19 protein-coding genes are annotated in these 20,120 nt (G+C 69.7%); all 19 read left to right on the top strand.

The window, feature by feature from the left end; translation table 11 throughout:
- Window positions 1–35 precede the first annotated feature (35 nt).
- The 19 genes from L942_RS08700 to L942_RS08610 all read left to right on the top strand — a co-directional run bounded on the left by L942_RS08700 (window position 36) and on the right by L942_RS08610 (window position 19,914).
- Entirely contained in the window at window positions 36–257 is a 222-nt protein-coding gene (locus L942_RS08700; RefSeq protein WP_037357289.1) for a hypothetical protein, read from the top strand.
- An 11-nt stretch (window positions 258–268) separates the two neighbouring features.
- Window positions 269–2,326 carry a hydantoinase/oxoprolinase family protein gene (locus L942_RS08695; RefSeq protein ID WP_235078966.1) on the top strand — a complete coding sequence of 686 codons (2,058 nt, stop codon included), beginning with the start codon at window positions 269–271 and terminating at the stop codon, window positions 2,324–2,326.
- The gene (locus L942_RS08690) at window positions 2,323–4,269 is read left to right on the top strand and encodes a hydantoinase B/oxoprolinase family protein (RefSeq protein ID WP_037357285.1); all 1,947 of its coding nucleotides are present in this window, start codon (window positions 2,323–2,325) and stop codon (window positions 4,267–4,269) included. The genes L942_RS08695 and L942_RS08690 overlap by 4 nt, the downstream gene beginning before the upstream one ends.
- Window positions 4,266–5,492: an acyl-CoA dehydrogenase family protein gene (locus L942_RS08685; protein ID WP_037357283.1), complete on the top strand. Its 1,227-nt coding sequence runs from the start codon at window positions 4,266–4,268 to the stop codon at window positions 5,490–5,492. The genes L942_RS08690 and L942_RS08685 overlap by 4 nt, the downstream gene beginning before the upstream one ends.
- A complete protein-coding gene (locus tag L942_RS08680) occupies window positions 5,489–6,391 on the top strand; it encodes a 3-hydroxyacyl-CoA dehydrogenase family protein (RefSeq protein ID WP_051165808.1) in 903 nt (300 codons plus the stop codon). The genes L942_RS08685 and L942_RS08680 overlap by 4 nt, the downstream gene beginning before the upstream one ends.
- 13 nt (window positions 6,392–6,404) lie before the next feature.
- Entirely contained in the window at window positions 6,405–7,124 is a 720-nt protein-coding gene (locus L942_RS08675; RefSeq protein WP_037357281.1) for a 3-hydroxyacyl-CoA dehydrogenase family protein, read from the top strand.
- Between the two features lie 17 nt (window positions 7,125–7,141).
- Complete coding sequence (locus tag L942_RS08670; protein ID WP_037357279.1) at window positions 7,142–7,918, top strand: enoyl-CoA hydratase-related protein; 777 nt, start codon at window positions 7,142–7,144, stop codon at window positions 7,916–7,918.
- Window positions 7,915–8,958 (top strand): acyl-CoA dehydrogenase family protein, encoded by a 1,044-nt coding sequence (locus L942_RS08665; RefSeq protein ID WP_051165807.1) that lies wholly within the window; start codon window positions 7,915–7,917, stop codon window positions 8,956–8,958. Before L942_RS08670 ends, L942_RS08665 begins: the two co-directional genes overlap by 4 nt.
- Window positions 8,955–9,797 carry a 3-hydroxyacyl-CoA dehydrogenase family protein gene (locus tag L942_RS08660; protein WP_037357277.1) on the top strand — a complete coding sequence of 281 codons (843 nt, stop codon included), beginning with the start codon at window positions 8,955–8,957 and terminating at the stop codon, window positions 9,795–9,797. Before L942_RS08665 ends, L942_RS08660 begins: the two co-directional genes overlap by 4 nt.
- Window positions 9,798–9,826: 29 nt before the next feature.
- Window positions 9,827–11,200 carry an MmgE/PrpD family protein gene (locus L942_RS08655; protein WP_037357442.1) on the top strand — a complete coding sequence of 458 codons (1,374 nt, stop codon included), beginning with the start codon at window positions 9,827–9,829 and terminating at the stop codon, window positions 11,198–11,200.
- Between the two features lie 5 nt (window positions 11,201–11,205).
- Complete coding sequence (locus L942_RS08650) at window positions 11,206–12,567, top strand: MmgE/PrpD family protein (RefSeq protein ID WP_081654988.1); 1,362 nt, start codon at window positions 11,206–11,208, stop codon at window positions 12,565–12,567.
- A gap of 126 nt (window positions 12,568–12,693) precedes the next feature.
- Window positions 12,694–13,863, top strand: coding sequence for a thiolase family protein (locus L942_RS08645; protein WP_200862746.1), 1,170 nt, complete (start codon window positions 12,694–12,696; stop codon window positions 13,861–13,863).
- A gap of 11 nt (window positions 13,864–13,874) precedes the next feature.
- Window positions 13,875–14,315, top strand: a complete 441-nt coding sequence (locus L942_RS08640) for a Zn-ribbon domain-containing OB-fold protein (protein ID WP_051165804.1) — start codon at window positions 13,875–13,877, stop codon at window positions 14,313–14,315.
- A complete protein-coding gene (locus L942_RS08635; protein ID WP_037357273.1) occupies window positions 14,312–15,712 on the top strand; it encodes an MmgE/PrpD family protein in 1,401 nt (466 codons plus the stop codon). The genes L942_RS08640 and L942_RS08635 overlap by 4 nt, the downstream gene beginning before the upstream one ends.
- Entirely contained in the window at window positions 15,709–16,923 is a 1,215-nt protein-coding gene (locus tag L942_RS08630; RefSeq protein ID WP_051165803.1) for a CaiB/BaiF CoA transferase family protein, read from the top strand. The genes L942_RS08635 and L942_RS08630 overlap by 4 nt, the downstream gene beginning before the upstream one ends.
- A 44-nt stretch (window positions 16,924–16,967) precedes the next feature.
- On the top strand, window positions 16,968–18,146 hold the full coding sequence (locus L942_RS08625; protein WP_037357422.1) for an acyl-CoA dehydrogenase family protein: 1,179 nt from the start codon (window positions 16,968–16,970) through the stop codon (window positions 18,144–18,146).
- A 4-nt stretch (window positions 18,147–18,150) separates the two neighbouring features.
- Window positions 18,151–18,624, top strand: a complete 474-nt coding sequence (locus L942_RS08620; protein WP_037357271.1) for a MaoC family dehydratase — start codon at window positions 18,151–18,153, stop codon at window positions 18,622–18,624.
- Complete coding sequence (locus L942_RS08615; protein WP_037357269.1) at window positions 18,624–19,088, top strand: MaoC/PaaZ C-terminal domain-containing protein; 465 nt, start codon at window positions 18,624–18,626, stop codon at window positions 19,086–19,088. Before L942_RS08620 ends, L942_RS08615 begins: the two co-directional genes overlap by 1 nt.
- Window positions 19,089–19,149: 61 nt before the next feature.
- Entirely contained in the window at window positions 19,150–19,914 is a 765-nt protein-coding gene (locus L942_RS08610; RefSeq protein ID WP_037357267.1) for a FadR/GntR family transcriptional regulator, read from the top strand.
- Window positions 19,915–20,120 lie beyond the last annotated feature (206 nt).

Here is a 20,120-nt window from a genome sequence, read left to right as displayed (position 1 = left end):
GCGCCAACCGATCGCGGGGCAGGAGGCGGAAAACCATGACTGAACGACGCCGGGCGGACAGCCGCAGGCGATACCTAGAACGCAAACCGGTCGAAGGCTCCTGCCCGCACTGCAGGTCCGAGGACCTCGCCCACTATCCGGTCAACACGGAGGGCGGGTGGTACCTGACGGTGAAGTGCCAGCAGTGCCTGCACTCGATCCACCGCGAACCGTGGTCCCGGCTCGGCCCGGTCCATCTGCTCTCCGACACGCTGTAAGGGCGGACCTCATGAATGACACAGGGATGATCGCCGTCGACGTCGGCGGGACGTTCACCGACGTGGTGGCCTTGCGGGACGGGGAAATCCTCACCGCGAAGGTGTCGACGGACTACGCCGAGGTGTGCCGCCCGGTGCTGGCCGGCGCGGAACTGCTCGGCGTCTCGGGCGCGCGGATCTTCAACCACGCGAGCACGCACGGGCTCAACGCCGTGATCACCCGGCAGCTGCCGAAGATCGCGTTCCTCACCACCGAAGGGCATCGCGACATCCTCGACATCGGCCGCGTCTGGCGGCCCGCCGAAGCGCTGCTCGACCCGCACTGGCGGCGCAGCTTCGGCGACGCCGACCGGCCGCTGGTGCCGAGGTACCTGCGGCGCGGCGTCCGCGAACGATTGCTCGCCGACGGCTCGGCGTTGTTCGAACTGGACGAGGACCACGCGCGGACACAGCTCGAAGTGCTCGCGCGTTGCGGCGTGGACGGCGTGGCGATCTGCCTCATCAACTCCTACGTCAATCCCGCACACGAGATCCGGTTGCGCGAACTCGTGCGCGAGGTGCTCGGCGACGGGGTCGCGTGCTCGATCTCAGCGGAGGTCTCGCCGCTGGCCAAGGAATACCCGAGGGCGTCGACGACAGTGATCGACACCTTCATGAAGATCATCTACGGCGACTACACCGCGAAACTCGAAGCGGGCCTCGCCGAACTCGGCTTCGCCGGGGAACTGAACTTCGCCGACTGCGCCGCGACTCTGGTCCCGGTCGAGCGAGCCATGGAGCATCCGTTCCGCATCGTGTTCTCCGGGCCGTCGGCGGGCACCGTCGCTTCGGCGCACTTCGGCGCACTGATCGGGGAGGACCGGCTGCTGTGCGCGGACATCGGCGGGACGTCGTGCGACATCAGCGTCGTGGCCGGCGGCAGCCCGCACGTCAACACGACGTTCGAGCTGGAACACGACCTGGTCGTCAACGCGCTCGCCAATGACATCACCGCGATCGGCGCGGGTGGCGGGAGTCTCGTCGCGATCGGCCCGACCGGCGAGATCCAGGTCGGTCCGGGCAGTGCCGGGTCGACGCCCGGACCGGCGTGCTACGGCCGGGGCGGCACGCAGCCGACCACCACCGACACCTGCCTGATGATCGGGATTCTCGAACCGGGCCCGTTCGCCGGCGGCGAGGTCTCGCTGGACGTCGAGCGCTCGCGTGCGGCGTTCGCCGCTCTGGACACGGATTTCCCGCTCGCGCAAAGGGTTCGCTACGCCTACGAGATGGCGATCAACAACATCGCCGAAGGCCTGTTCAACGTCGCGATCAAGCACGGGGTCGACCCGCGCGACCACAGTCTGGTGGCCTACGGCGCGGCCGGCCCGATGCTGCTGCCGGCCGTCCTGGACGTGCTCAAGTGCAAGCAAGTCATCGTGCCGCCCAACCCCGGGCTGTTCTCCGCGCTGGGCCTTCTCTCGGCGGATCAGGTGTTCACGGTCAACCGCAGCGCGTACACCGTGCTCGACGGCGAGGCCGCGTCGCGGATCGACGCGCTGTTCGAAGAGATGGAAACTGAGCTGCGAGAAGGACTTCCGGCCGGCGCGAAGGCGACGTTCCAGCGCAGCTTCGACGCGCACCTGGTCGGACAGAGCTGGGATACCCCGTTCGTGCCGGTGCGAGAGGGGACGATCGACGCGGACGCGGTCGCCGAGATGATCGCCTCCTTCCACGACACTTACGAAACGCGGTCGGGCAACCGTTTCGAAAGCGTCGCGGTGGAAGGGGTGACGTTCCGCGTCGGCGCTGTCCTGGACACCCCGAAGGTGGAGTACCCGGAGGTGCCGAAGCGGGAGGGCGAACCGCTCGTGCCTCTGCGCCGTACGCGATTGCGCTATCTCGACGGCATGGGCGAGGACGGGGCGGACGCCAGCGTCTACGACCGCACGGCGTTGCGCGCGGGCGACGTGCTGCCCGGACCGGCGATCGTCACCGAGAAGCTGTCGACCACGTTCGTCGCTCCGGGCCAGGAGGCAGCCGTCGGCCGGTACGGCGAACTGATCATCCGCAAGAGGAGCGCGGCATGAACCACGAGGAAACAGCCGAGCCGCGCTTGCGCGAACTGACTGACGAGGCGTTTTCCCAGCGGTACGGGTGCGACCGGTTCACGGCTTCGGTGATCGTGAACCGCCTGCGCTACGCCGTCGAGCACATGTCGACCGGGTTCCTGCGCGAAGCGTTCTCGCCGATCATCCGGGACTGGTACGACTTCGCTTGCACGATCAGCGGCCCGGCGGACGCCGGGTACCCGATGAGCGTGGTGAGCAACGGTCTTCCGGTGTTCACCGGGACCATGGCCGACGCGGTGCGCAACACCGTCGAGGAGTACGGACCGGAGAACCTGGCCGAGGGCGACGTGCTGATCTGCAACGACCCGTACCGGGCCGGGACCCACGTCAACGACGTCTGTTTCATCCGCCCGGTGTTCGCGGACGGGAAGCCGGTCTCCTTCGTGAATCTGCGGGCTCACCAGCTCGACATCGGCGGCGTGGTGCCCGGCGGGTTTTCGGCCACTAAGAAGGACGTCTACGAAAACGGTCTCGTCATCCCGCCGATGCTGCTGTGGTCGGGGGGCGAGCCGGTGCGCTCGACGTTCAGCCTCATCTTCGACAACTCCCGCTTCGGCGAACTGCTGCTGCCCGACTTCATGAGCATCAACCAGCAGCTGAAGCTCGGCGAGAGCCTGGTGCGGGAGAACATCGGACGCTATGGGCTCGACGCGTACCTCGGGACGCTGCGCTACGCGTGCGACGTGTCGGCGGAGCAGATGCGGGCCGCCATCGAGCGGATTCCGGACGGCGATTACGTGGGCCACAGCCTGATCGACGCCGACGGGAAGGACGACACGCTGGAGTTCCCGGTGCAGGTGACGATCCGCAAGCGCGGCAGGCACCTCGAAGCCGACCTGTCCGGCACGTCGGAGCAGGGGCGCACCAGCATCAACGCGGGCGTCCTGGACGCGAAGACGGCGATCGGCGTCGCGCTGACCCTTTTGCTGGACCCGACCACGCCGTTCACTTCGGGCACCTGGCGCGGCGTCGACGTGGTCGTGCCGGAAGGAACGTTGTTGTCCGCGGTGCCGCCGGACGGTCCGACCATGCTGTTCTGGGAGGCGAGCGCGGCGCTCGGCAGCGCGGTGTTCGATGCGCTGAACCCCGTGCTGGGCGAGCAGGCGGTGGCGGGCGACTACGGCTCGACGAACAACCACACCGCGCACGGTTCGTTCCCGGACGGCACGCGGTGGACGCGGGCCGGGCAGCTGGGCGGCGGGAGCGGGCCGCGCGGCGCGACGAGCACCGGCGACGGCGACAGCTGCTCGACGCTGTTCACCCTCAACACGATGGACCCGGCCACCGAGGCGATCGAACACGACGCCCCGGTGGTGGTGCTGCGCAAGGAACGGCTCATCGACAGCGGGGGAGCGGGGGCCAACCGGGGCGGTGCCGCGAGCGTGAAGGACACCCTCTATCGCACGGACGCGGAGCATTACAGCAATCCGTCGCGCACGAAGGTCCCGTCCGGAGTGGGCGCCAACGGCGGAAAACCGGGCCCGAACGGGGCAGTGTGGATCTTCCCTCCGGAGGAGCCGGGGGCGGGGCCTGCCGGGCTGATCGGCACGGAGCCGGAGGTCTACGCACGGACGGTGCCGGTCGCCGGAGTGCTCGACCCGCGGACGAAAGCCCTCGATCCGGACGGCGTCTACCACTACCGGGCGAGCGAACCGGTGTGGCGGACGAAGGCGGGTTCGGTGTTCCGGTACCTCACGAACGGAGGCGGCGGCTGGGGCGATCCGCTGAGGCGGGATCCGCAGCGCGTGCTTCGGGACGTGCGCGACGAGTACGTGAGCGTCGACGCGGCAGCGCGCGAGTACGGCGTCGTCGTGCTGGGCGACCCGCAGGCCGATCCTGAAGGGCTGCAGGTGGACGAAGAAGCGACGAAAGCGTTGCGAGCCAAGGCAGCGGCCGAATGACGGCCGTCGAACCGCTGGCCCTCGACACGGATCCGAAGGCGTACTCGGCACTGCACGACCTGCTGGACGAACCGGTCGCGGACGCGGCGCTCACCGATCGCGAGCGGGAGATCCGGGCGCGCACCCGGGATCTGGTGGCGCGCGAGGTCGTTCCGCGCAGTGCGGAAACCGACCGGACGCACGGGTTCGTCCACGACGGCGTGCAGATGCTGGCTTCCGCCGGCCTGTGCGGCCTGCTGTTCCCCGAGCACCTGGGCGGCACCGCGGACACGAATGTCGCGTACGCGGTCGCGATGGAGGAAATCACCGCCGGCTGCGCGGCGACGAGCCTGGTGTTCATGACCCAGATGCACGCGGCGTATCCGATTCTGCTGGCCGGCTCCGAGGAGATGCAGCGCCGCTACATTCCGGGTCTGCTCGACGGATCTCGCTACGGATCTCTCGGCATCACCGAGCCGGGGGCCGGGTCGGACGCCGCGAGTCTCGCGACCGTTGCCACGCCGACCGCTCAGGGGTGGTCGCTGTCCGGGCAGAAGACCTTCATCACGACCGGAGACCGGGCCGACGTCATCATTTGTTTCGCGACCGTCGACCGTTCCGCCGGCCGCGACGGAATCACCGCGTTCGTCGTGGACGGCAGCTGGCCGGGCGTTACCCGGGGCCGGCCGTTCGACAAGCTGGGCATGCACGGGTCGAGCACCGCCGAGCTGTTCTTCGACCAGGTCGAGGTGCCGCGGGAAAACCTCCTCGGCGAGGCCGGAGGCGGCTGGTCCGTGGTGCTGAGCGCGGTAGTGAAGTCCCGGATCAGTGCGGCCGCGCAGGGCGTCGGGCTCGCGAGGGCGGCCTATGCGCGCACGCTGGCGGCGTTGACCCGGCTGCACGGCAAGCGGCTTCCCGACGAGCAGACCTTCGCGCTGGCCCAGTTGCGCGGACGGATCCTGCAGGGACGGCTGCTGCTGCACGCGGTTGCCCGCCAGGCGGACGCGGATCCGGGCATCTCGCCAGGGCAGATCGGGATCATGAAACAGGTTTGCACCGATCTCGGGTTCGAGACCGCCGTCGAGGCGACGCGCCTGCTCGGGCCGTATGGCGATCTGGCGGTGCTGGGCGTCGAACGCTGTCTGCGGGACGCCAAGGTCACCCAGATCTACGACGGCACCAACGAGATCCAGCGGCTGCTGATCGGCAGGGAGACGACGCGGGCGATGGCGGGCCTGTCATGACCCCGACGCAGGAGGAGCAAGTGCACCAGGAAAAGAAGACCGTCGCCGTGCTCGGCGCCGGCACGATGGGCTCGGGCATCGCGACGGTGATGGCTCGCGCCGGACACCGAACATTCCTGTACGACGTCAGCGAAGACAACCTCAAGCGCGGGGTCGCCTCCGTACACGGCTTCTTCGACAAGAGCGTTTCTCTCGGCAAGCTGACCGGCGAGGCAGGCGAAGCCGCGAAGGGCGCGCTGGTCGCGACGACGCGGCTGGCCGACCTCGCCGCGTGCGACGTGGTGGTCGAAGCGGTGTTCGAGGATCTCGGGCTGAAGAAACAGCTCTGGGGCGAACTCGACGAGATCGTCCCGGACACCACGCTGTTCCACACCAACACGTCCACGCTGTCGGTCACCGGCATCGCGAGCGGATCCCGCCTCCCGGAACGCGTCGTGGGCACGCACTACTGCAATCCCGCGCCGCTGATGAAACTCGTCGAGGTCGCCGACGGCAGGCACACCGCGGACTGGGCGCACAAGGCGACCGTCGAATTCCTGTCCTCGCTGGGCAAGACCAGCGTGTCGACCAAGGACCGGCCGGGTTTCATCGTGAACCGCTTCCTCATTCCCTGGGAGAACGACTGCATCCGCGCGCTGGAGGCCGGGGCGGGCACCGTCGAGTCGATCGACGCCGCGGTGCCCGGCGCGCTCGGCCATCCGATGGGACCGTTCCGGCTGCTCGACATCGTGGGCATGGACATCCACCAGCAGGTCGCGACGCGGTTGTACGAGCAGTTGCGCGATCCGCGGTTCTTCCCGCCGCCGATGGTCGGCCGGATGGTCTCGGCGGGCGATCTCGGCCGCAAGACCGGACGCGGCTTCTACACCTACGACGACACCCGGCTTTTCGGGTCCTGAACGGGGGTTCGCGATGAATCGCAGCACCGATTTCGCCGTGGTCGCGGTGGCCGGGGACGGAGCGGCCGGCCGCGCGCTGGCGGACGCGCTCGCGCGGTCCGGACGACGGGTGACGGCCGGCGACGTGCCGGCTGAGGCCGAGCTCGTGGTGGCCGACGGCAGCGATCTGGCCGCGACAACCGCGCTGCTGCTGCAGGCGGCAGGACGAGTCGGCGAGGACGTACCGCTCGTGACGACCTCTTCCGCCGTTTCGGTGACGGAGGTCGCCGCGGCACTGCCGAATCCGGGGCGGGTCGCGGGTCTGCGGCTGTTCGAAAACGGGCCGGGCCGCGGCACCGTCGAGGTCGTGCGCGGGCTGCGCACTGAAGAGTCCATTGTGGACCGATTGGCCGCACTTGCCGACGACCTGCCGGACGCGACCGCTGTCGTGGTCGGGGACCGGCCCGGATTCCTGCTCGATGCCCTCTTCCTGCCGTATCTGAACGACGTGATCCAGGAACTCGACGACGGCCTCGCCACCGCCGAGGACATCGATCTCGCGCTGCGACTGGGCCTCGGCTACGCGGCCGGTCCATTCGAATTGCTCGATCGGATGGGGCTCGACGTCCACCTGCGCGCCACCCAGGCGGTGTACGAGGCCACCGGCGACGCCCGCTACGCGCCGCCGCCGCTGCTGCGCCGGATGGCCGCGGCGGGTCGCGCGTTCCGTTCCGCCGAGACCCCCGAGAACTGACGAGGAGCCAGAACCCCATGCAGTACGAAGACATCCGCACCGACATCGACGACGCGGTCCTCACCGTCACCCTCGACCGGCCCGGCAGCGGCAACAAGTTCCGGCACCGCACGTGCCTCGAACTGTTCGACGCGCTGCAGCGGTTCCGCCTCGACCCGGGGCTGCGGGCCGCGGTGCTCACCGGCAGCGGGGACAAGTTCTTCTGCATCGGCGGCGAGCACGATCCGCTGACCTCGCTCGACCAGTCGCAGGTGCTCCCGATCATCGACGTGTACCAGGCGATCGACACCATCCCGAAACCGGTCGTCGCCGCGGTCAACGGCTTCGCGGTGGGCGGCGGCAATGTGCTGCACAACGTCTGCGATCTCACTGTCGCCGCGGAGCACGCGGTGTTCCGGCAGGTCGGCCCGATGGTCGGCAGCTTCGACGCCGGGTACGGGTCGTGGTACCTGGAGGACACGATCGGCCGCAAGCGGGCCAAGGAGATGTGGTACCTGAACCGGAAGTACACCGCCGCGCAGGCACTCGCCATGGGCCTGGTCAACGAAGTGGTGCCGGGCGATCAGCTGCGTGAACGAGCCGCGGAGGTCGCGCGCGAGATCGCGACGCGCAGCCCGCTGGCGATCGGCGGTCTGAAGGCCGCGTTCTCCGCGCGGCACAACGGGGTTTCCGGGCAGGCGCGGATGGCACACGACCAGCAGCTCACCCTGTACCTGCAGACGGCGGAAGCACACGAGGTGTCCGCCGCGTTCAGCGAGCGGCGCGCGCCCAAGACCGAGAGCTTCTGGTCGTGACCTGGCGCGGCCCGGAGCTCGACGCGGAACAACGGGCCCTCGCCGAAATGCTCGACGCGCTCGCGGCCCGCCGTTCGACGGCTCTTTCGGACGAGACGGCCGACGCGGTGCCGGCTCTGGTCCGGGAGCTCGCCGGACTGGGAATCTGGACGATCGGCACCGCGGAGTCGGCTGGCGGGGGCGGTGCGGATCAGGTGACCGCGGCGCTGGCGTGGGAGCGCCTGGGCCGGTACTGGCCCGCGCTCGGCTGGGCGTCGGTGCAGACCCATGCGGCGGTCGACCTCCTGAGCAGCGACCCGGGAGCGAGTGGCCTGGTGACGTCCTTGCACGAAGGCGGGGACGCCGTGGCGGTAGTGGACAGCGCGTCGGTGCACGTCCGGCTCGAGGCGGCCGGTAACGGCCTGCGCGGTCAGGTCGACCGGGTGGATGCCGCGCATCCGCGACCGCATCTCCTAGTGCTCGACGGACCCGCGGCCTACCTCGTGGCACCAGCTGACCTCGACGGCCGGCCGCTGCGCCGCACCGGGCTCGGCGGTGCGCAGACCTGCTCGCTGACCGTCGACGCACCTGAAGTGCGCCGGGTCGACAGCGGGACGGCACGGGTGCGCCTGAGCCTGGGGGCGGCCTCGGTCGCCGCGGGCATCGCTGGTGCCGCGGCGGACGCGGCGATCGAGTACGCGGCCGGACGGAGGCAGTTCGGTGCTGCCTTGACCGCGCTGCCCGCCGTTCGGCAAGCGTTGCTCGACCAGGCATCCCGCGTCGCGGTGAGCGTGTGCGGGGCTGCTTCGGCCCCAGGTGGCGAAGTCGAGGCATGGTCGATTCTGCGCGCGGCGTGCGACTGCGCGGTCGAGGTCGCTGCTGCGGCACTGCAATCTCACGGCGGCTATGGCTACCTCACCGAATACCCGGCTGAACGGTTCCTGCGCGATGCCGTTTCGCTGCGTGCTGCCGCGAACGTCGCAGGCGGTGCTGCCCGGGCTGGCCGCGCGCTCGTCGGCGCTGCGGGAAACGTCGCCGCCATCGGAATGGAGGAAAAATGAATCTGCCCGCGAAGGTCGGGGTGTACGGCGGCGGCCGGATGGGTGCCGGGATCGCACACGCGTTCCTGGTTTCCGGCGCGTCGGTCACTGTGGTCGAGGCAGACGAAGCCGCTGCGGCCGCCGCGGCCGACCGGATCGGTGCGAGCCTCGCGAAGGCCGCCGAGCGCGGCAAGACGGCCGAGTCGGTGGCCGAGCTGACCGCCCGGCTTGACGTCGCCACGGATGCCGCCGCGCTGGCCGGCTGCGGCCTGGTGGTCGAAGCGGTCCCCGAGTCGGCGGAACTCAAGGCAGCGGTGCTGGCCCAGGTCGAGACCAGCGCACCGGACGCCGTGCTGGCGACGAACACGAGTTCTCTGTCCATCGACGGCCTCGCGAAAAGCCTTGCCCGGCCGGAGAAATTCCTCGGGCTGCACTTCTTCAACCCGGTCCCGGCGAGCTCGCTGGTCGAGATCGTGGTCGGCTCCGCCACGCCGGACGCGCTCGCGGCCGAAGCGAGGGGATGGGCCGAGGCGCTGGGCAAGGCGTCGATCACGGTGGCGGATTCGCCGGGGTTCGCGTCCTCGCGGCTGGGAGTCGCCCTGGCTCTCGAGGCGATGCGGATGCTCGAGGCGGGGGTCGCCTCCGCCGAGGACATCGACGCGGCGATGACGTCCGGCTACCGGCACCCGACCGGCCCGCTGCGCACCACCGACATCGTCGGCCTCGACGTCCGGCTCGCGATCGCCGAGCACCTCGCGCGCGAGGTGGGAGAGCGGTTCGCGCCGCCGGAGATCCTTCGCGCCAAGGTCGCGGCCGGACAGCTCGGCCGCAAGTCCGGACAGGGCTTCTACCGCTGGTGACGACCGAGACGGAAGGGAAGAAGAGGACCGTGGAAGACCTGGCAGCGGTATTCGGACAGCATTTCGCGGCCGCCACTTTCGCGAAGCTGCCGGCGGACGCGATCCGGGCGGCGAAATTCAGCACGCTCGACACCTCGGGGGTGATCCTCGGGGCCAGCGGGCTGATGGACGTGCTGCCGGCGGTCGTCGAGCTGGCGCGAGAGAGCGGCGGCACCGCGGAGGGCACCGTGTTCGGCTTCGGGGGCAAGCTTCCCGCCGAGCAAGCGGCGTTCGTGAACGGCGCGATGGGGCACGGCCTCGACTTCGACGACCACCTCCCGGAGGGGCACCACCCGAGCGTGGCGGTGCTGCCCGCCCTTCTGGCGGTCGCGCAGCGGCGCGGCGGGGTCTCCGGGGCGGAGTTCCTCACCGCGCTGGCCCTCGGCCAGGACCTGTTCGCCCGGCTGCGCAAGAACGTGGCGTGGAAACAGGACTGGTTCATGACGCCGGTGGTCGGCGCGCTCGCCTCGGCCGCGGCGTGCGGGAAGCTGCTCGCCCTCGACGCGGGGGAGATCGGGCACGCGATCGGCATCGCGTGCACCCAGGCGGCCAGCACGATGCAGATCGCCTACGGCACCGGCGGCGACCTGCGTGGCATGTACGGCGGATTCGCGGCGAAGGCGGGGGTGTTCTCCGCATTGCTCGCGGGCAAGGGCGTGAAAGCGACGTCGGCACCGCTCGAAGGCCGGGCCGGTTTCCTTCCGGTGTACTTCGGCGAATGGGACCGCGCCGCGATGACCGCCGGACTCGGCGAGGATTTCCAGGGCTCCACCATTCTGTACAAGCTGTGGCCGAGCTGCGGGGTCACGCATGCCTACATCCACACCGCGCTCGAGCTGATGGGCGGGCCGGGCCAGACCGCGGAAATCGAGCGAATCCAACTGGTCGGCGGCGATTTCGCGAAGCAGCTGAGCGAGCCGGCCGAGGTTCGCCGCCGTCCGCCGACGAGCAACGACGCCAAGTTCAGCCTTCCGTTCACCGTGGCCACCGCGTTGCTGAAGGGCACCGTCGGCGTCGGTGACTTCTCCGCGGAGCGGCGGGCGGACCCCGCGGTGCACGCGGTGGCGGAGAAGATCGAGTTCGTCGAGGACCCGCGCTACGACTGGGGCCGGGAGCTGCCGGCCGGAGCGGTGCGGATCAGCCTGCGCGGGGGCGCGGAACGGTATGCCGAGGGCAGCCACGACGAAACCCCCGGAGCAGCGCGGAATCCGCTCGGCTGGGATCAGCTGACGGCGAAGTTCCGCGACTGCGCGGCACACGCGGCGCGCTCGTTCGACCGCGCCGAGACGGACCGGATCACCGCGACGGTCGACCGTCTCGACACCCTCGACGACGTCGCCGTCCTCGCCGAGCAGTTGGGGTGACTCGCATGGACACCGTGCTCAAGTCCTTAGTAGGCCTTGTCTCGGGGATCGATCGCGCCAGCCTCAGTGAATCCACTGTGGACAGCGTGGTGCGGCACACGCTGGACACCGTGGGCTGCGGAGCGGGCGGATTCGCGAGCGGCCCCGCTCGCGTCGCGCGGGAAACGGTGCGCGGCTCCGGCGGCGCGTTGGTCGCGTCGGTGTACGGGGAAGCCGAGCGAGTGCTGGTGGACTTGGCGGGCTTCGCCAACGCCACCGCCGACCGCTACCTCGATTTCAACGACTTCGGGGTTTCCGGCCACCCCAGCGACATGATCCCGGCGCTGCTGGCGATGACCGAAGCTGCCGACGGCACGGGGGCCGATCTGGTCACCGCGATCGCCGTGGCCTACGAAGTCGCGACGCGGCTCGCCGAGGCCGTTCCGCCGGACCTTGGCTGGGACCAGGGGATCTACTGCTCGCTCGGGATCGCCGCAGGGCAAGCCAAACTTCTCGGCCTGTCCGCGGAAAAGACCGCGCACGCCCTGTCGCTCGCGGTCGTGCCCGCGATTCCGCTGCGAGTTACGCGCTTCGGCGAGCTGTCGGAGTGGAAGGCGGCCGCGACCGGGCACGCCGCGCTGACGGCCACGTTCGCGGTCCGGCTGGCGGCGGCCGGGATGACCGGTCCGCCAGCACCCTTCGAGGGCAAGGACGGTCTGCTCGAACGGGTATGGCCGGAATTCGGCTGGGACCCGGCGCCCGCCGAGTGCGCGGCGATCCGGCGGGCGAGCCTGAAACGGCATCCGGCCTGCTACTGGGGGCAGGTCCCGGTCGATCTCGTCACCGAGGCACGTGAGCGGGTCGACCTCGCGCAGGTAGCGGCGATCGAGGTGGCGACGTGCGCCAACGCGTGGCGGGCGATCGGCGGCGGCCGAGGCGACGCCGCCGAGAAATGGCGGCCGGCGACCCGTGAGACCGCCGACCACAGCATGCCGTACCTGATGGCCGCGGCGTTCGTCGACGGCAGGCTGACGGACGCGGCTTTCACGCCGGAGCGGCTGCGAGACCCCGAGCTGCTGTCCGTGATGGACCGCATTTCCGTGGTGGAACGCGAAGACCTGACCGCTCGGGCGACCCGGGACAGCTGCCCGACCGAACTCGTCGTGCGATCCCCTTCCGGTTCGGTGACGCTCTCCGCGGACGTGCCGAAGGGACACCCGGAGCACCCGATGACCGACGGCGAGGTGCACGCGAAGTTCGCGGCGCTGGCGGCGGCAGCGCTGCCCGGCGCGCAGGTGCGCGAACTCGCGGGCCTGCTGTGGGACTTGCCCCGGCTCGAGTCGCTGGCGAGCCTTGCCCGGCTGTTCCGGGCGTTCTCGCCGCGGTAACGCGCACCACTCGGCAGGTCCTTGACAGCGGGCACCTGCAACCAATCTAATGTAAGACAATAAGCAGATTGCTATAATGACAGATCTACTGCGAGGGCAGACGGGAGGCGAGGTCCGATGAGGCCGATGGCGTCCGTGGTGGGCATCGGCGCGTTGCCCGTGGGCAAGCACCTCGACCGGCTCGAACACGAAATGATGCTGGCGGCGCTGGTCGAGGCGGTCGCCGACGCGGGTCTCGCGAAGAAGGACATCGACGCGCTGATCTTTTCCACGCCCCGGCCGTACGCGGAGCAGCGGTACTTCGGCACCTTCATGGCCGGCTATCTCGAGATGGCGGTCGGCGACATCCTGATGGAGGTCCTCGGCAACGGGCTGACCGGCTCGATCGCTTTCGACGTCGCGCTGGAACGGGTCGCCTCGGGCAAAGCGAAGGTCGCGGTGGCGCTCGGCGTCAACAAGGAACTGCACGTCCCGACCGGGGAGCACATGACGTGGTCGATGCGCGCGGTCGGCGACGTCGACTTCCACGTTCCGTTCGGGGTCACCCCGATCGCGTGGTACGCGTTCAACGCGGTGCGCTACATGCACGAGTACGGCCTGACGCGAGAGCAACTGGCCGCGATCCCGGTGAAAAACCGCTATCACGCCTCGATGAACCCGCTCGCGCAGTTGCGCAAGCCGATCACCGTCGAGGACGTCGTGGCGGCTCGCGACATCGTGAAGCCGCTCGGGCTGCTCGACGTCCCGCCGCGGTCCGACGGCGCGGTCGCCATCGTGCTCGCCGCGCCGGAGGTCGCGCGCTCGCTGGGAAATCGCTACGTGGACGTGGTCTCTCGCGGGTTCCACCACGAGGGCGTGCACCAGGTGTCGAGCCGGCCGCGGCCCCTGACCGAATTCGAATCGGCGCGCATTGCTTCGGGCAAGGCGTACTCCGAGGCCGGCATCGCGGTGTCCGATCTGGACTTCGCCGAGGTCTACGCGCCCTGCTCGATCGTGGAGCTGATTCTGAGCGAGTCGATCGGCTTGTTCGCTCCCGGCACCGGCGGAGAGGCCGCGGCGGCCGGGGCGACCACGCTCGGCGGCGAGCTTCCGATTTCGCCGTCGGGCGGCTGCGGCAGCCGGGGCCACCCCCCGCACGTGACCCCGCTCTACAACGTCTTCGAGGCCGTGCAGCAGTTGCGCGGCGAGGCGGGGGAGCGGCAGGTGCGCGACGCCGGAATCGGTGCGGTGACGGGAGAACTCGGGGACTACAACGCGACGCTGATGCACATCCTCGCCAGCGCCGACGCGGGATAGGAGGAGCACGGATGACGACCGCAGAACCGTCGGCGGCCGCGGAGACGCTGGCCTACCCGCCGCGGCGGACAGAGTTCACCGAGCCGTTTTGGGGCGGGCTCGCCGCTGGCGTCCTGCGCACCACGCGGTGCGCCGGATGCGCACACCTGACTTTTCCGCCCAAGCCGATCTGCCCCGAATGCTGGGGCAGCGAACTGGAGTGGATCGACCTCGGCGGACGCGGCACGTTGTACAGCTACACCGAGGTTTCCGTCGCGCCGGCGACGTTCGCCGGCGAAGCGCCCTACGTCCTGTGCCTGGTCGATCTCGACGAGGGAATCCGGTGCCTGAGCCGGATCGACGCGCCGTGGGACGCGCTGCGGCCGGATTTGCGGGTGCGGATGCGCGTGCGGGAAACCGAGCCGGTCCGGCTGTTCGAATTCGAAGTGGACGATTCCGAGGAGATCCGATGACGACTACGGTCACCGACCTCGCCGTCGTGCTCGCGGAGCACGGGGCCGGGATGCGGTACGAGGACCTCGCCCCGGAGACTGTCGACGCCGCGGCCGAGGTGCTGTTCGACAGCCTCGCAGTGGCGCTGGGCGGACTGCACGCTCCCGGACTTCCCGAGGCGCGTGCGGCGTTCTCCGCGTGGGGACCGGGAAACGCCACCGTGTGGGGAACGGCGGCCACCGCGTCGGCTCCGGTCGCCGCGGTGCTCAATGCCGGCGCGCTGCACGCCCTCGACTACGACGACACCGACGATAAAGTGCCGCTGCACGCCGCGAGCGTCGTCCTCCCCGCGTTGCTCGCCGATGTCCAGGACTCGCGTCCGGAGGTGGGCGGACACGAGTTCCTGACCGCGCTCGCGGCCGGGCTGGACGGCGCGATGCGGGTGGGCCGGGCCGGCGGGCCGAAGGGCAGCCGGGGCTGGAACTACAGCGTCATCAGCGGCGGAATCGGGGCCGCGCTGGCGATCGCCCGGCTGCGTCGCTGGGAGGCCGGCCGCACGCTGAGCCTGCTGGGACATCAGCTCGCGCAGACGTCCGGCAGTCTCCAGTCCATTATCGACGGCACGCTCGCCAAACGCTTCCAGCCCGCCGTCGTGGCAAAGGACGTATTGTTCGGCGCGGCGCTCGCGGGTGCCGGGGTCGACGGGCCGCGCCAGGTCTTCGACGGCCGCGCCGGTTTCGTCAACCTCTACCAGGACGGATCGCTCGATCCCGACGTTCTGCGCGATGGTGCCGGGACAGCGGGCTACCTCACCGATCTGAGTCTGAAGCCGTACCCGTCGTGTCGGTTCACACACGCCCCGATCGACGTGGCGCTGCGTATCCGGGAATCCGGGATCGCGCCCGCCGACATCGCCCGGCTGACGTTCCGGACGAGCGGGCAGGCCGTCAACATGGTCGGCCGAGACTACGATCCGCACACCGCGAACGTGGTCGACGCGCAGTTCTGCGCTGCCTACACCGCCAGCGTCGCGCTCCACCGCGGAGCGGTGCTGATCGGCGACTTCGCCGAGGATCGGCTGCGCGATCCGGTCGTCGGCGGGTTCGCTGCCGAGCGGGTCGTCGTGGAGGCGTCCGATGCCGTCGATTTCCTTGCTATGGCACCGGTCACCGCCGAGGTCCGGCTCACCGACGGGAGCGTCCGCACCTTCGGTACGGACACGGTTTCCGGCAGTCCGGAGGCGCGTCTGACCGTCGAACAGCTGCACGCCAAGGCCGCTGATTGCCTGCAGCACGGCGGAGCCGTCGTCGGCGCGCCGGAGCTGTGGGACACAGTGCGTTCGCTGATTGCCGACGCTCCGGCGTCGCAGCTGCTCGACCTGCTCGCGCGTCCGTCTGCCGAAGCGGGTGCCCGATGAGCGCCGCGCAGGGTCCGCTCGCCGGGGTCAAGGTCGTCGAACTGTGCCACCTGATCGCCGGGCCGTACTGCGGGATGCTGCTGGCCGACGAGGGCGCGGACGTGGTGAAAATCGAGCCGCCGCAAGGGGAACTCACCCGGGCGCGCGAGCCCATCCGGAAATCCGGCGAGGGCGCCATGTCCGGGTATTTCGCCTCGCTCAACCGGCGCAAGCGCAGCCTCGCACTGGACCTCAAATCCGCCGCCGGGTCCTCGGTGCTGCACCGTCTGCTGGAGGGCGCCGACGTCGTCCTCACCAACATGCGGGCCGGGGCGCTCGACCGGCTCGGCATCCACCCGGAGACGCTCCGGCAACGCTATCCGCGGCTGATCGTGGTCAGCATGAGCGGGTTCGGCCTGCGCGACACCGGCGAGGACGCCAACCGGGCGGGTCTCGCGATGGTCGCCGAGGCGGTTTCGGGAGCCACCGCGCTGACCCGCGACCGCGAGGGCAGGCCCACCTGGTGCGGGTTCGCCCTCGGCGACATCGTGACCGGCATGACCGCGCACGCGTCGGTGCTGCTGGGCCTGCGCGAGCGCGAGCAGACCGGGTCCGGGCGACTTGTCGACCTCGCGCTGACCGAATGCACCCTGCCGCTGGCGACGGTCGCGCTCGCCCGCGTGCAATCCACCGACGCGAAGCTCGCGAAAACCGCGGGGGCCAACGATTTCCACGGCGTTCCGTACGGCACTTTCGAGGCGGCCGACGGGTTCTACAACGTCGGGGTCAACCGCGACGACTTCTGGGTGCGGTTGTGCGCTGCGATGGGCAAACCCGAGCTGGGCGAGGACCCCCGGTACGCCACGTACCTGGAGCGGGCGAGCCGGCAGCGGGAGGTCGAGTCGCTTCTCGAGTCCTGGAGCAAGGAACTGCCTCGCGACGAGGTCGTGAAGGCGCTGACCGCGGCGGACGTGCCGGTCGCGCCGGTGCTGACGATGGCCGAGGTCGTCGAGGACGGCCATTTCGCGGCGCGCGGCACGTTCATCGATGTCGACGACGCGATCGGCGGCACGCTGCGGCAGCCGAAGGACCCGACCGGGTTCGCCTCGGCCGCCCCGGCCCGGGTGCCGCGGCTCGGCGAGCACCGCGCGGAGGTGCTCGCCGAAATCGGGGCCGGCGAAGGAGAGATCCGGGAACTGGCCGCGCACGGGGCGTTCGGCCCCGACCACTGATGACCAGCGCCCGTTGCGGGCGGACACGAGAGGTGCGGTACGAGATGACCACAGTCGAATCCATGGCGCCCGAGGCCACTTTGGACGACGTCCTGCAGGCCGCGAAGGCGGTGACATCGCGGTTTTCCGACGACTACTACCGGGAGGTCGACGAACGCGACGCGTTCCCGGAGGAATTCGCCAAGGCCGCGGAGAAGGCCGGCCTGCACTCGGTGATGATTCCCGAGGAGTACGGCGGCTGGGGACTCGGCGTCACCGAGGCGTCGGTGATCACCGAGGAGATCAACCGGTCCGGAGGGGCGGGCGCGGCGATCCACGCGGCGATGTTCGCCATGGGCATCGTGGTCGGCCACGGCTCGGATGAACTGAAGAAGAAGTGGCTGCCGCAGATCACCAGCGGAGACGTGCGGCTGACCACGTTCGCGCTCACCGAGCCGAATGCCGGGACCGAGACCTCGAAGCTCGCCACCACGGCGCGCCGAGACGGCGACGACTGGGTGTTCAACGGGCAGAAGGTGTTCATCTCCCGCGCTGCCTACACCGATCTGATGGTGATCATGGCCCGCACGAGCCCTTCGCCCGACCCGGCCAAGCCCGGACTCGGCATCTCGTGCTTCCTCGTCGACATCCGCGACGTCGACCCGGCTCGGCTGTCGATGAAGAAGATCCCGCTGATCTTCAACCACCACACCTACGAGCTGTTCATCGACGACCTGCGGGTGCCCGGCGACGCGCTGATCGGCGAAGAGGGCATGGGCTTCAAATACCTTTTCGACGGACTGAACGCCGAGCGGATCGTGATCGCCGCCGAATGCATCGGAGACGGTCGCTGGTTCGTCGACCGGGCGGTGAAATACGCGAACGAGCGCGTCTTGTTCGGCAAGCCGATCGGCGCGAACCAGGGAATCCAGCACCCGATCGCCAAGGGTTACGCCCACCTTGAAGCCGCCGACGCGATGCGCTGGAAGGCGGCCGCGGCCTACGACGCCAAGGCGGAAAACGCGGGCGCGCTCGCCAACATGGCGAAGTTCCTGGCCGCCGAGGCGTCCTGGGAGCTGGCCGAGGCCTGCATGCAGACGCACGGCGGATTCGGGCTGGCCAAGGAATACGACATCGAGCGGAAGTTCCGCGACAACCGCGTGTTCCAGGTCGCCCCCGTCTCGCCCAACATGGTGCTCAACTACCTCAGCCACAAGGTGCTGGGGATGCCGAAGTCGTACTGACGCCATGACCGGCCTTTATTTCGAGGACTACCACGACGGCCAGCGGATCGAGACCCCGCGCCGGACCGTCACCGACTACGACATCTCGGCCTTCGTGACGCTGTGCGGGTTCTCGACCCCGACCTTCCTCGACCTGGAGTACGTGAGCCGGCCCGAGCACTACTCGGGCCGGATCGCGCCGGGCATGCTCACGCTGTCGCTCGCCGAAGGACTGGTCCTGAGCGCCGGGGTGACCCGCGGCACCGGTCTCGCGCTGCTGGACCTGACTCCGCGCTGGCAGGCGCCGGTGTACGCGGGCGACACGATCGGAACGCGGATCGACTTCGTCTCGAAACGCCTGACCTCGCGCGGCGACCGGGGCGTGGTCAAGACCAGCAACACGGTCGTCAACTCCAAGGGCGAGACGGTCGCGACCTACGACTCGACCCGGATGATCAAAACGCGGGCCTTCGGGTCCGCCGAAGAGGGGAGCGCCTGATGGGAAACGCCGTCAAGCCCGCGTACTGGTTCGAGGATTTCGAGGTGGGCGACACCTTCACCACGCCGGGCCGCACCGTCGGGCTCGCCGAGATCGCGACCTTCGCCGGGCTGTCGGGCGACTACAACCCGATCCACACCAATGCCGAGTTCGCGAAGGACAGCCCGTTCGGGCAGCGGATCGCGCACGGAGTGCTGGGCATGAGCGTGGTGACCGGGCTCGTGACCCGGCTCGGTGTGTTCGAGGCGAGCACGATCGCTCTGCTCGGCATCGAGGAATGGCGCTTCACCGGTCCGGTGTTCGACGGGGACACGATCCGGGTCGAAGTGCTCATCGAGGACAAACGGCTGACCAGCGACGGCAGGCGAGGGGTGCTCCGACGCCGCTACCGGCTCGTGAACCAGCGAGACGAGGTCGTCCAGGAGGGCGTCATGCCGCTGCTGGTCAAATGCCGCCCGGAATGAGCAGCGGGTAAACTGTCTGACCGAAGTGGTGCCACAGTCGGTGCGGGGCGGAGGAGACGGAATGGCGAACCCGAGCGGTGCCGGGCGGAGCACTCCGGTGCTGGGCCAGAAAGTGCTGCGTCCGCGTCAGCAGGTCGAGGAGGCGCTGCAGAAGGCGGTGCTGGACGGCCAGCTGCAGACCGGCGACCGGCTCCCGCCGGAAACCGAGCTGGCCCGGCAGTTCAGCGTGAGCCGCCCGACGATCCGCGAGGCGCTGTCGGCGCTGGAGTCCCGGGGCCTGATCCGCAAGGTGCCCGGCGCCGGAGGCGGCAGCTTCGTCCAGGCGGTCAACCACACCGCGCTGGGGCAGGTCGTGCAGGAGTCGATGCACAATCTGCTCCGGCTCGGCGGACTCGACTTCGACGAGGTCGCCATGGTCCGCCAGCACCTCGAGGCGCCCGCCGCCGTGCTGGCCGCGCAGAATCGCACGGACGAGGACGTCGCCCGGCTGCGGGAGATCCTCGCGGAGCAGAAGCGGCGGACCGTCGACGACCCGATGATCGCGGAACTCGACGCGCAGTTCCACGTGGGGATCGCGAAGATGTCCGGGAACCGGGTGCTGGCCGCGCTGATCTACGCGTTGCACCGCGAATCCGAGCCGGTGGCCTACCTCGATCTCTCGCCCAAGGTCGGGCGCGAGACGTTCGCCCAGCATCAGCGAATCGTCAAGGCGATCGAAAACCGCGACCCGGAGGCCGCGGAGAAGGCGATCACCGAACATCTCACCTACCTGCGTGCGCACCTGCGCAAGCATTTCGACGAACACGGCGGAAGCATCGCCATGTGAGCGGTCCCGCGGCGTCGCGGGCAGCTAGGACCACGAAGGGGGCCGGCCTTGTGCCGGCCCCCTTCGGCGTATCCGGCTGTCCTCTTGTCTTGTGAATTGATTAGCATTCTGCTTATTGACTTACATTACGCTAAATGTCAGGCTGAAGGCGCCGCCTCGATCCGAGGAACCGGCAGTCCACCACCCCATCGACTGTTGAGAGTGAC

It is taken from the genome of Amycolatopsis orientalis DSM 43388, from assembly GCF_000411975.1.
Taxonomy (GTDB): domain Bacteria; phylum Actinomycetota; class Actinomycetes; order Mycobacteriales; family Pseudonocardiaceae; genus Amycolatopsis; species Amycolatopsis orientalis_D.
The sequence above is the reverse complement of the archived record's forward strand: the minus strand, read 5'-3'. Positions and strand labels throughout refer to the sequence as shown.

Bases quoted from the DNA above. Each gene is read 5' to 3' on its own strand.
- L942_RS08700 (WP_037357289.1), top strand. From the start codon at position 36: ATGACTGAACGACGCCGGGCGGACAGCCGCAGGCGATACCTAGAACGC.
- L942_RS08695 (WP_235078966.1), top strand. From the start codon at position 269: ATGAATGACACAGGGATGATCGCCGTCGACGTCGGCGGGACGTTCACC.
- L942_RS08690 (WP_037357285.1), top strand. From the start codon at position 2,323: ATGAACCACGAGGAAACAGCCGAGCCGCGCTTGCGCGAACTGACTGAC.
- L942_RS08685 (WP_037357283.1), top strand. From the start codon at position 4,266: ATGACGGCCGTCGAACCGCTGGCCCTCGACACGGATCCGAAGGCGTAC.
- L942_RS08680 (WP_051165808.1), top strand. From the start codon at position 5,489: ATGACCCCGACGCAGGAGGAGCAAGTGCACCAGGAAAAGAAGACCGTC.
- L942_RS08675 (WP_037357281.1), top strand. From the start codon at position 6,405: ATGAATCGCAGCACCGATTTCGCCGTGGTCGCGGTGGCCGGGGACGGA.
- L942_RS08670 (WP_037357279.1), top strand. From the start codon at position 7,142: ATGCAGTACGAAGACATCCGCACCGACATCGACGACGCGGTCCTCACC.
- L942_RS08660 (WP_037357277.1), top strand. From the start codon at position 8,955: ATGAATCTGCCCGCGAAGGTCGGGGTGTACGGCGGCGGCCGGATGGGT.
- L942_RS08650 (WP_081654988.1), top strand. From the start codon at position 11,206: ATGGACACCGTGCTCAAGTCCTTAGTAGGCCTTGTCTCGGGGATCGAT.
- L942_RS08645 (WP_200862746.1), top strand. From the start codon at position 12,694: ATGGCGTCCGTGGTGGGCATCGGCGCGTTGCCCGTGGGCAAGCACCTC.
- L942_RS08640 (WP_051165804.1), top strand. From the start codon at position 13,875: ATGACGACCGCAGAACCGTCGGCGGCCGCGGAGACGCTGGCCTACCCG.
- L942_RS08635 (WP_037357273.1), top strand. From the start codon at position 14,312: ATGACGACTACGGTCACCGACCTCGCCGTCGTGCTCGCGGAGCACGGG.
- L942_RS08630 (WP_051165803.1), top strand. From the start codon at position 15,709: ATGAGCGCCGCGCAGGGTCCGCTCGCCGGGGTCAAGGTCGTCGAACTG.
- L942_RS08625 (WP_037357422.1), top strand. From the start codon at position 16,968: ATGACCACAGTCGAATCCATGGCGCCCGAGGCCACTTTGGACGACGTC.
- L942_RS08620 (WP_037357271.1), top strand. From the start codon at position 18,151: ATGACCGGCCTTTATTTCGAGGACTACCACGACGGCCAGCGGATCGAG.
- L942_RS08615 (WP_037357269.1), top strand. From the start codon at position 18,624: ATGGGAAACGCCGTCAAGCCCGCGTACTGGTTCGAGGATTTCGAGGTG.
- L942_RS08610 (WP_037357267.1), top strand. From the start codon at position 19,150: ATGGCGAACCCGAGCGGTGCCGGGCGGAGCACTCCGGTGCTGGGCCAG.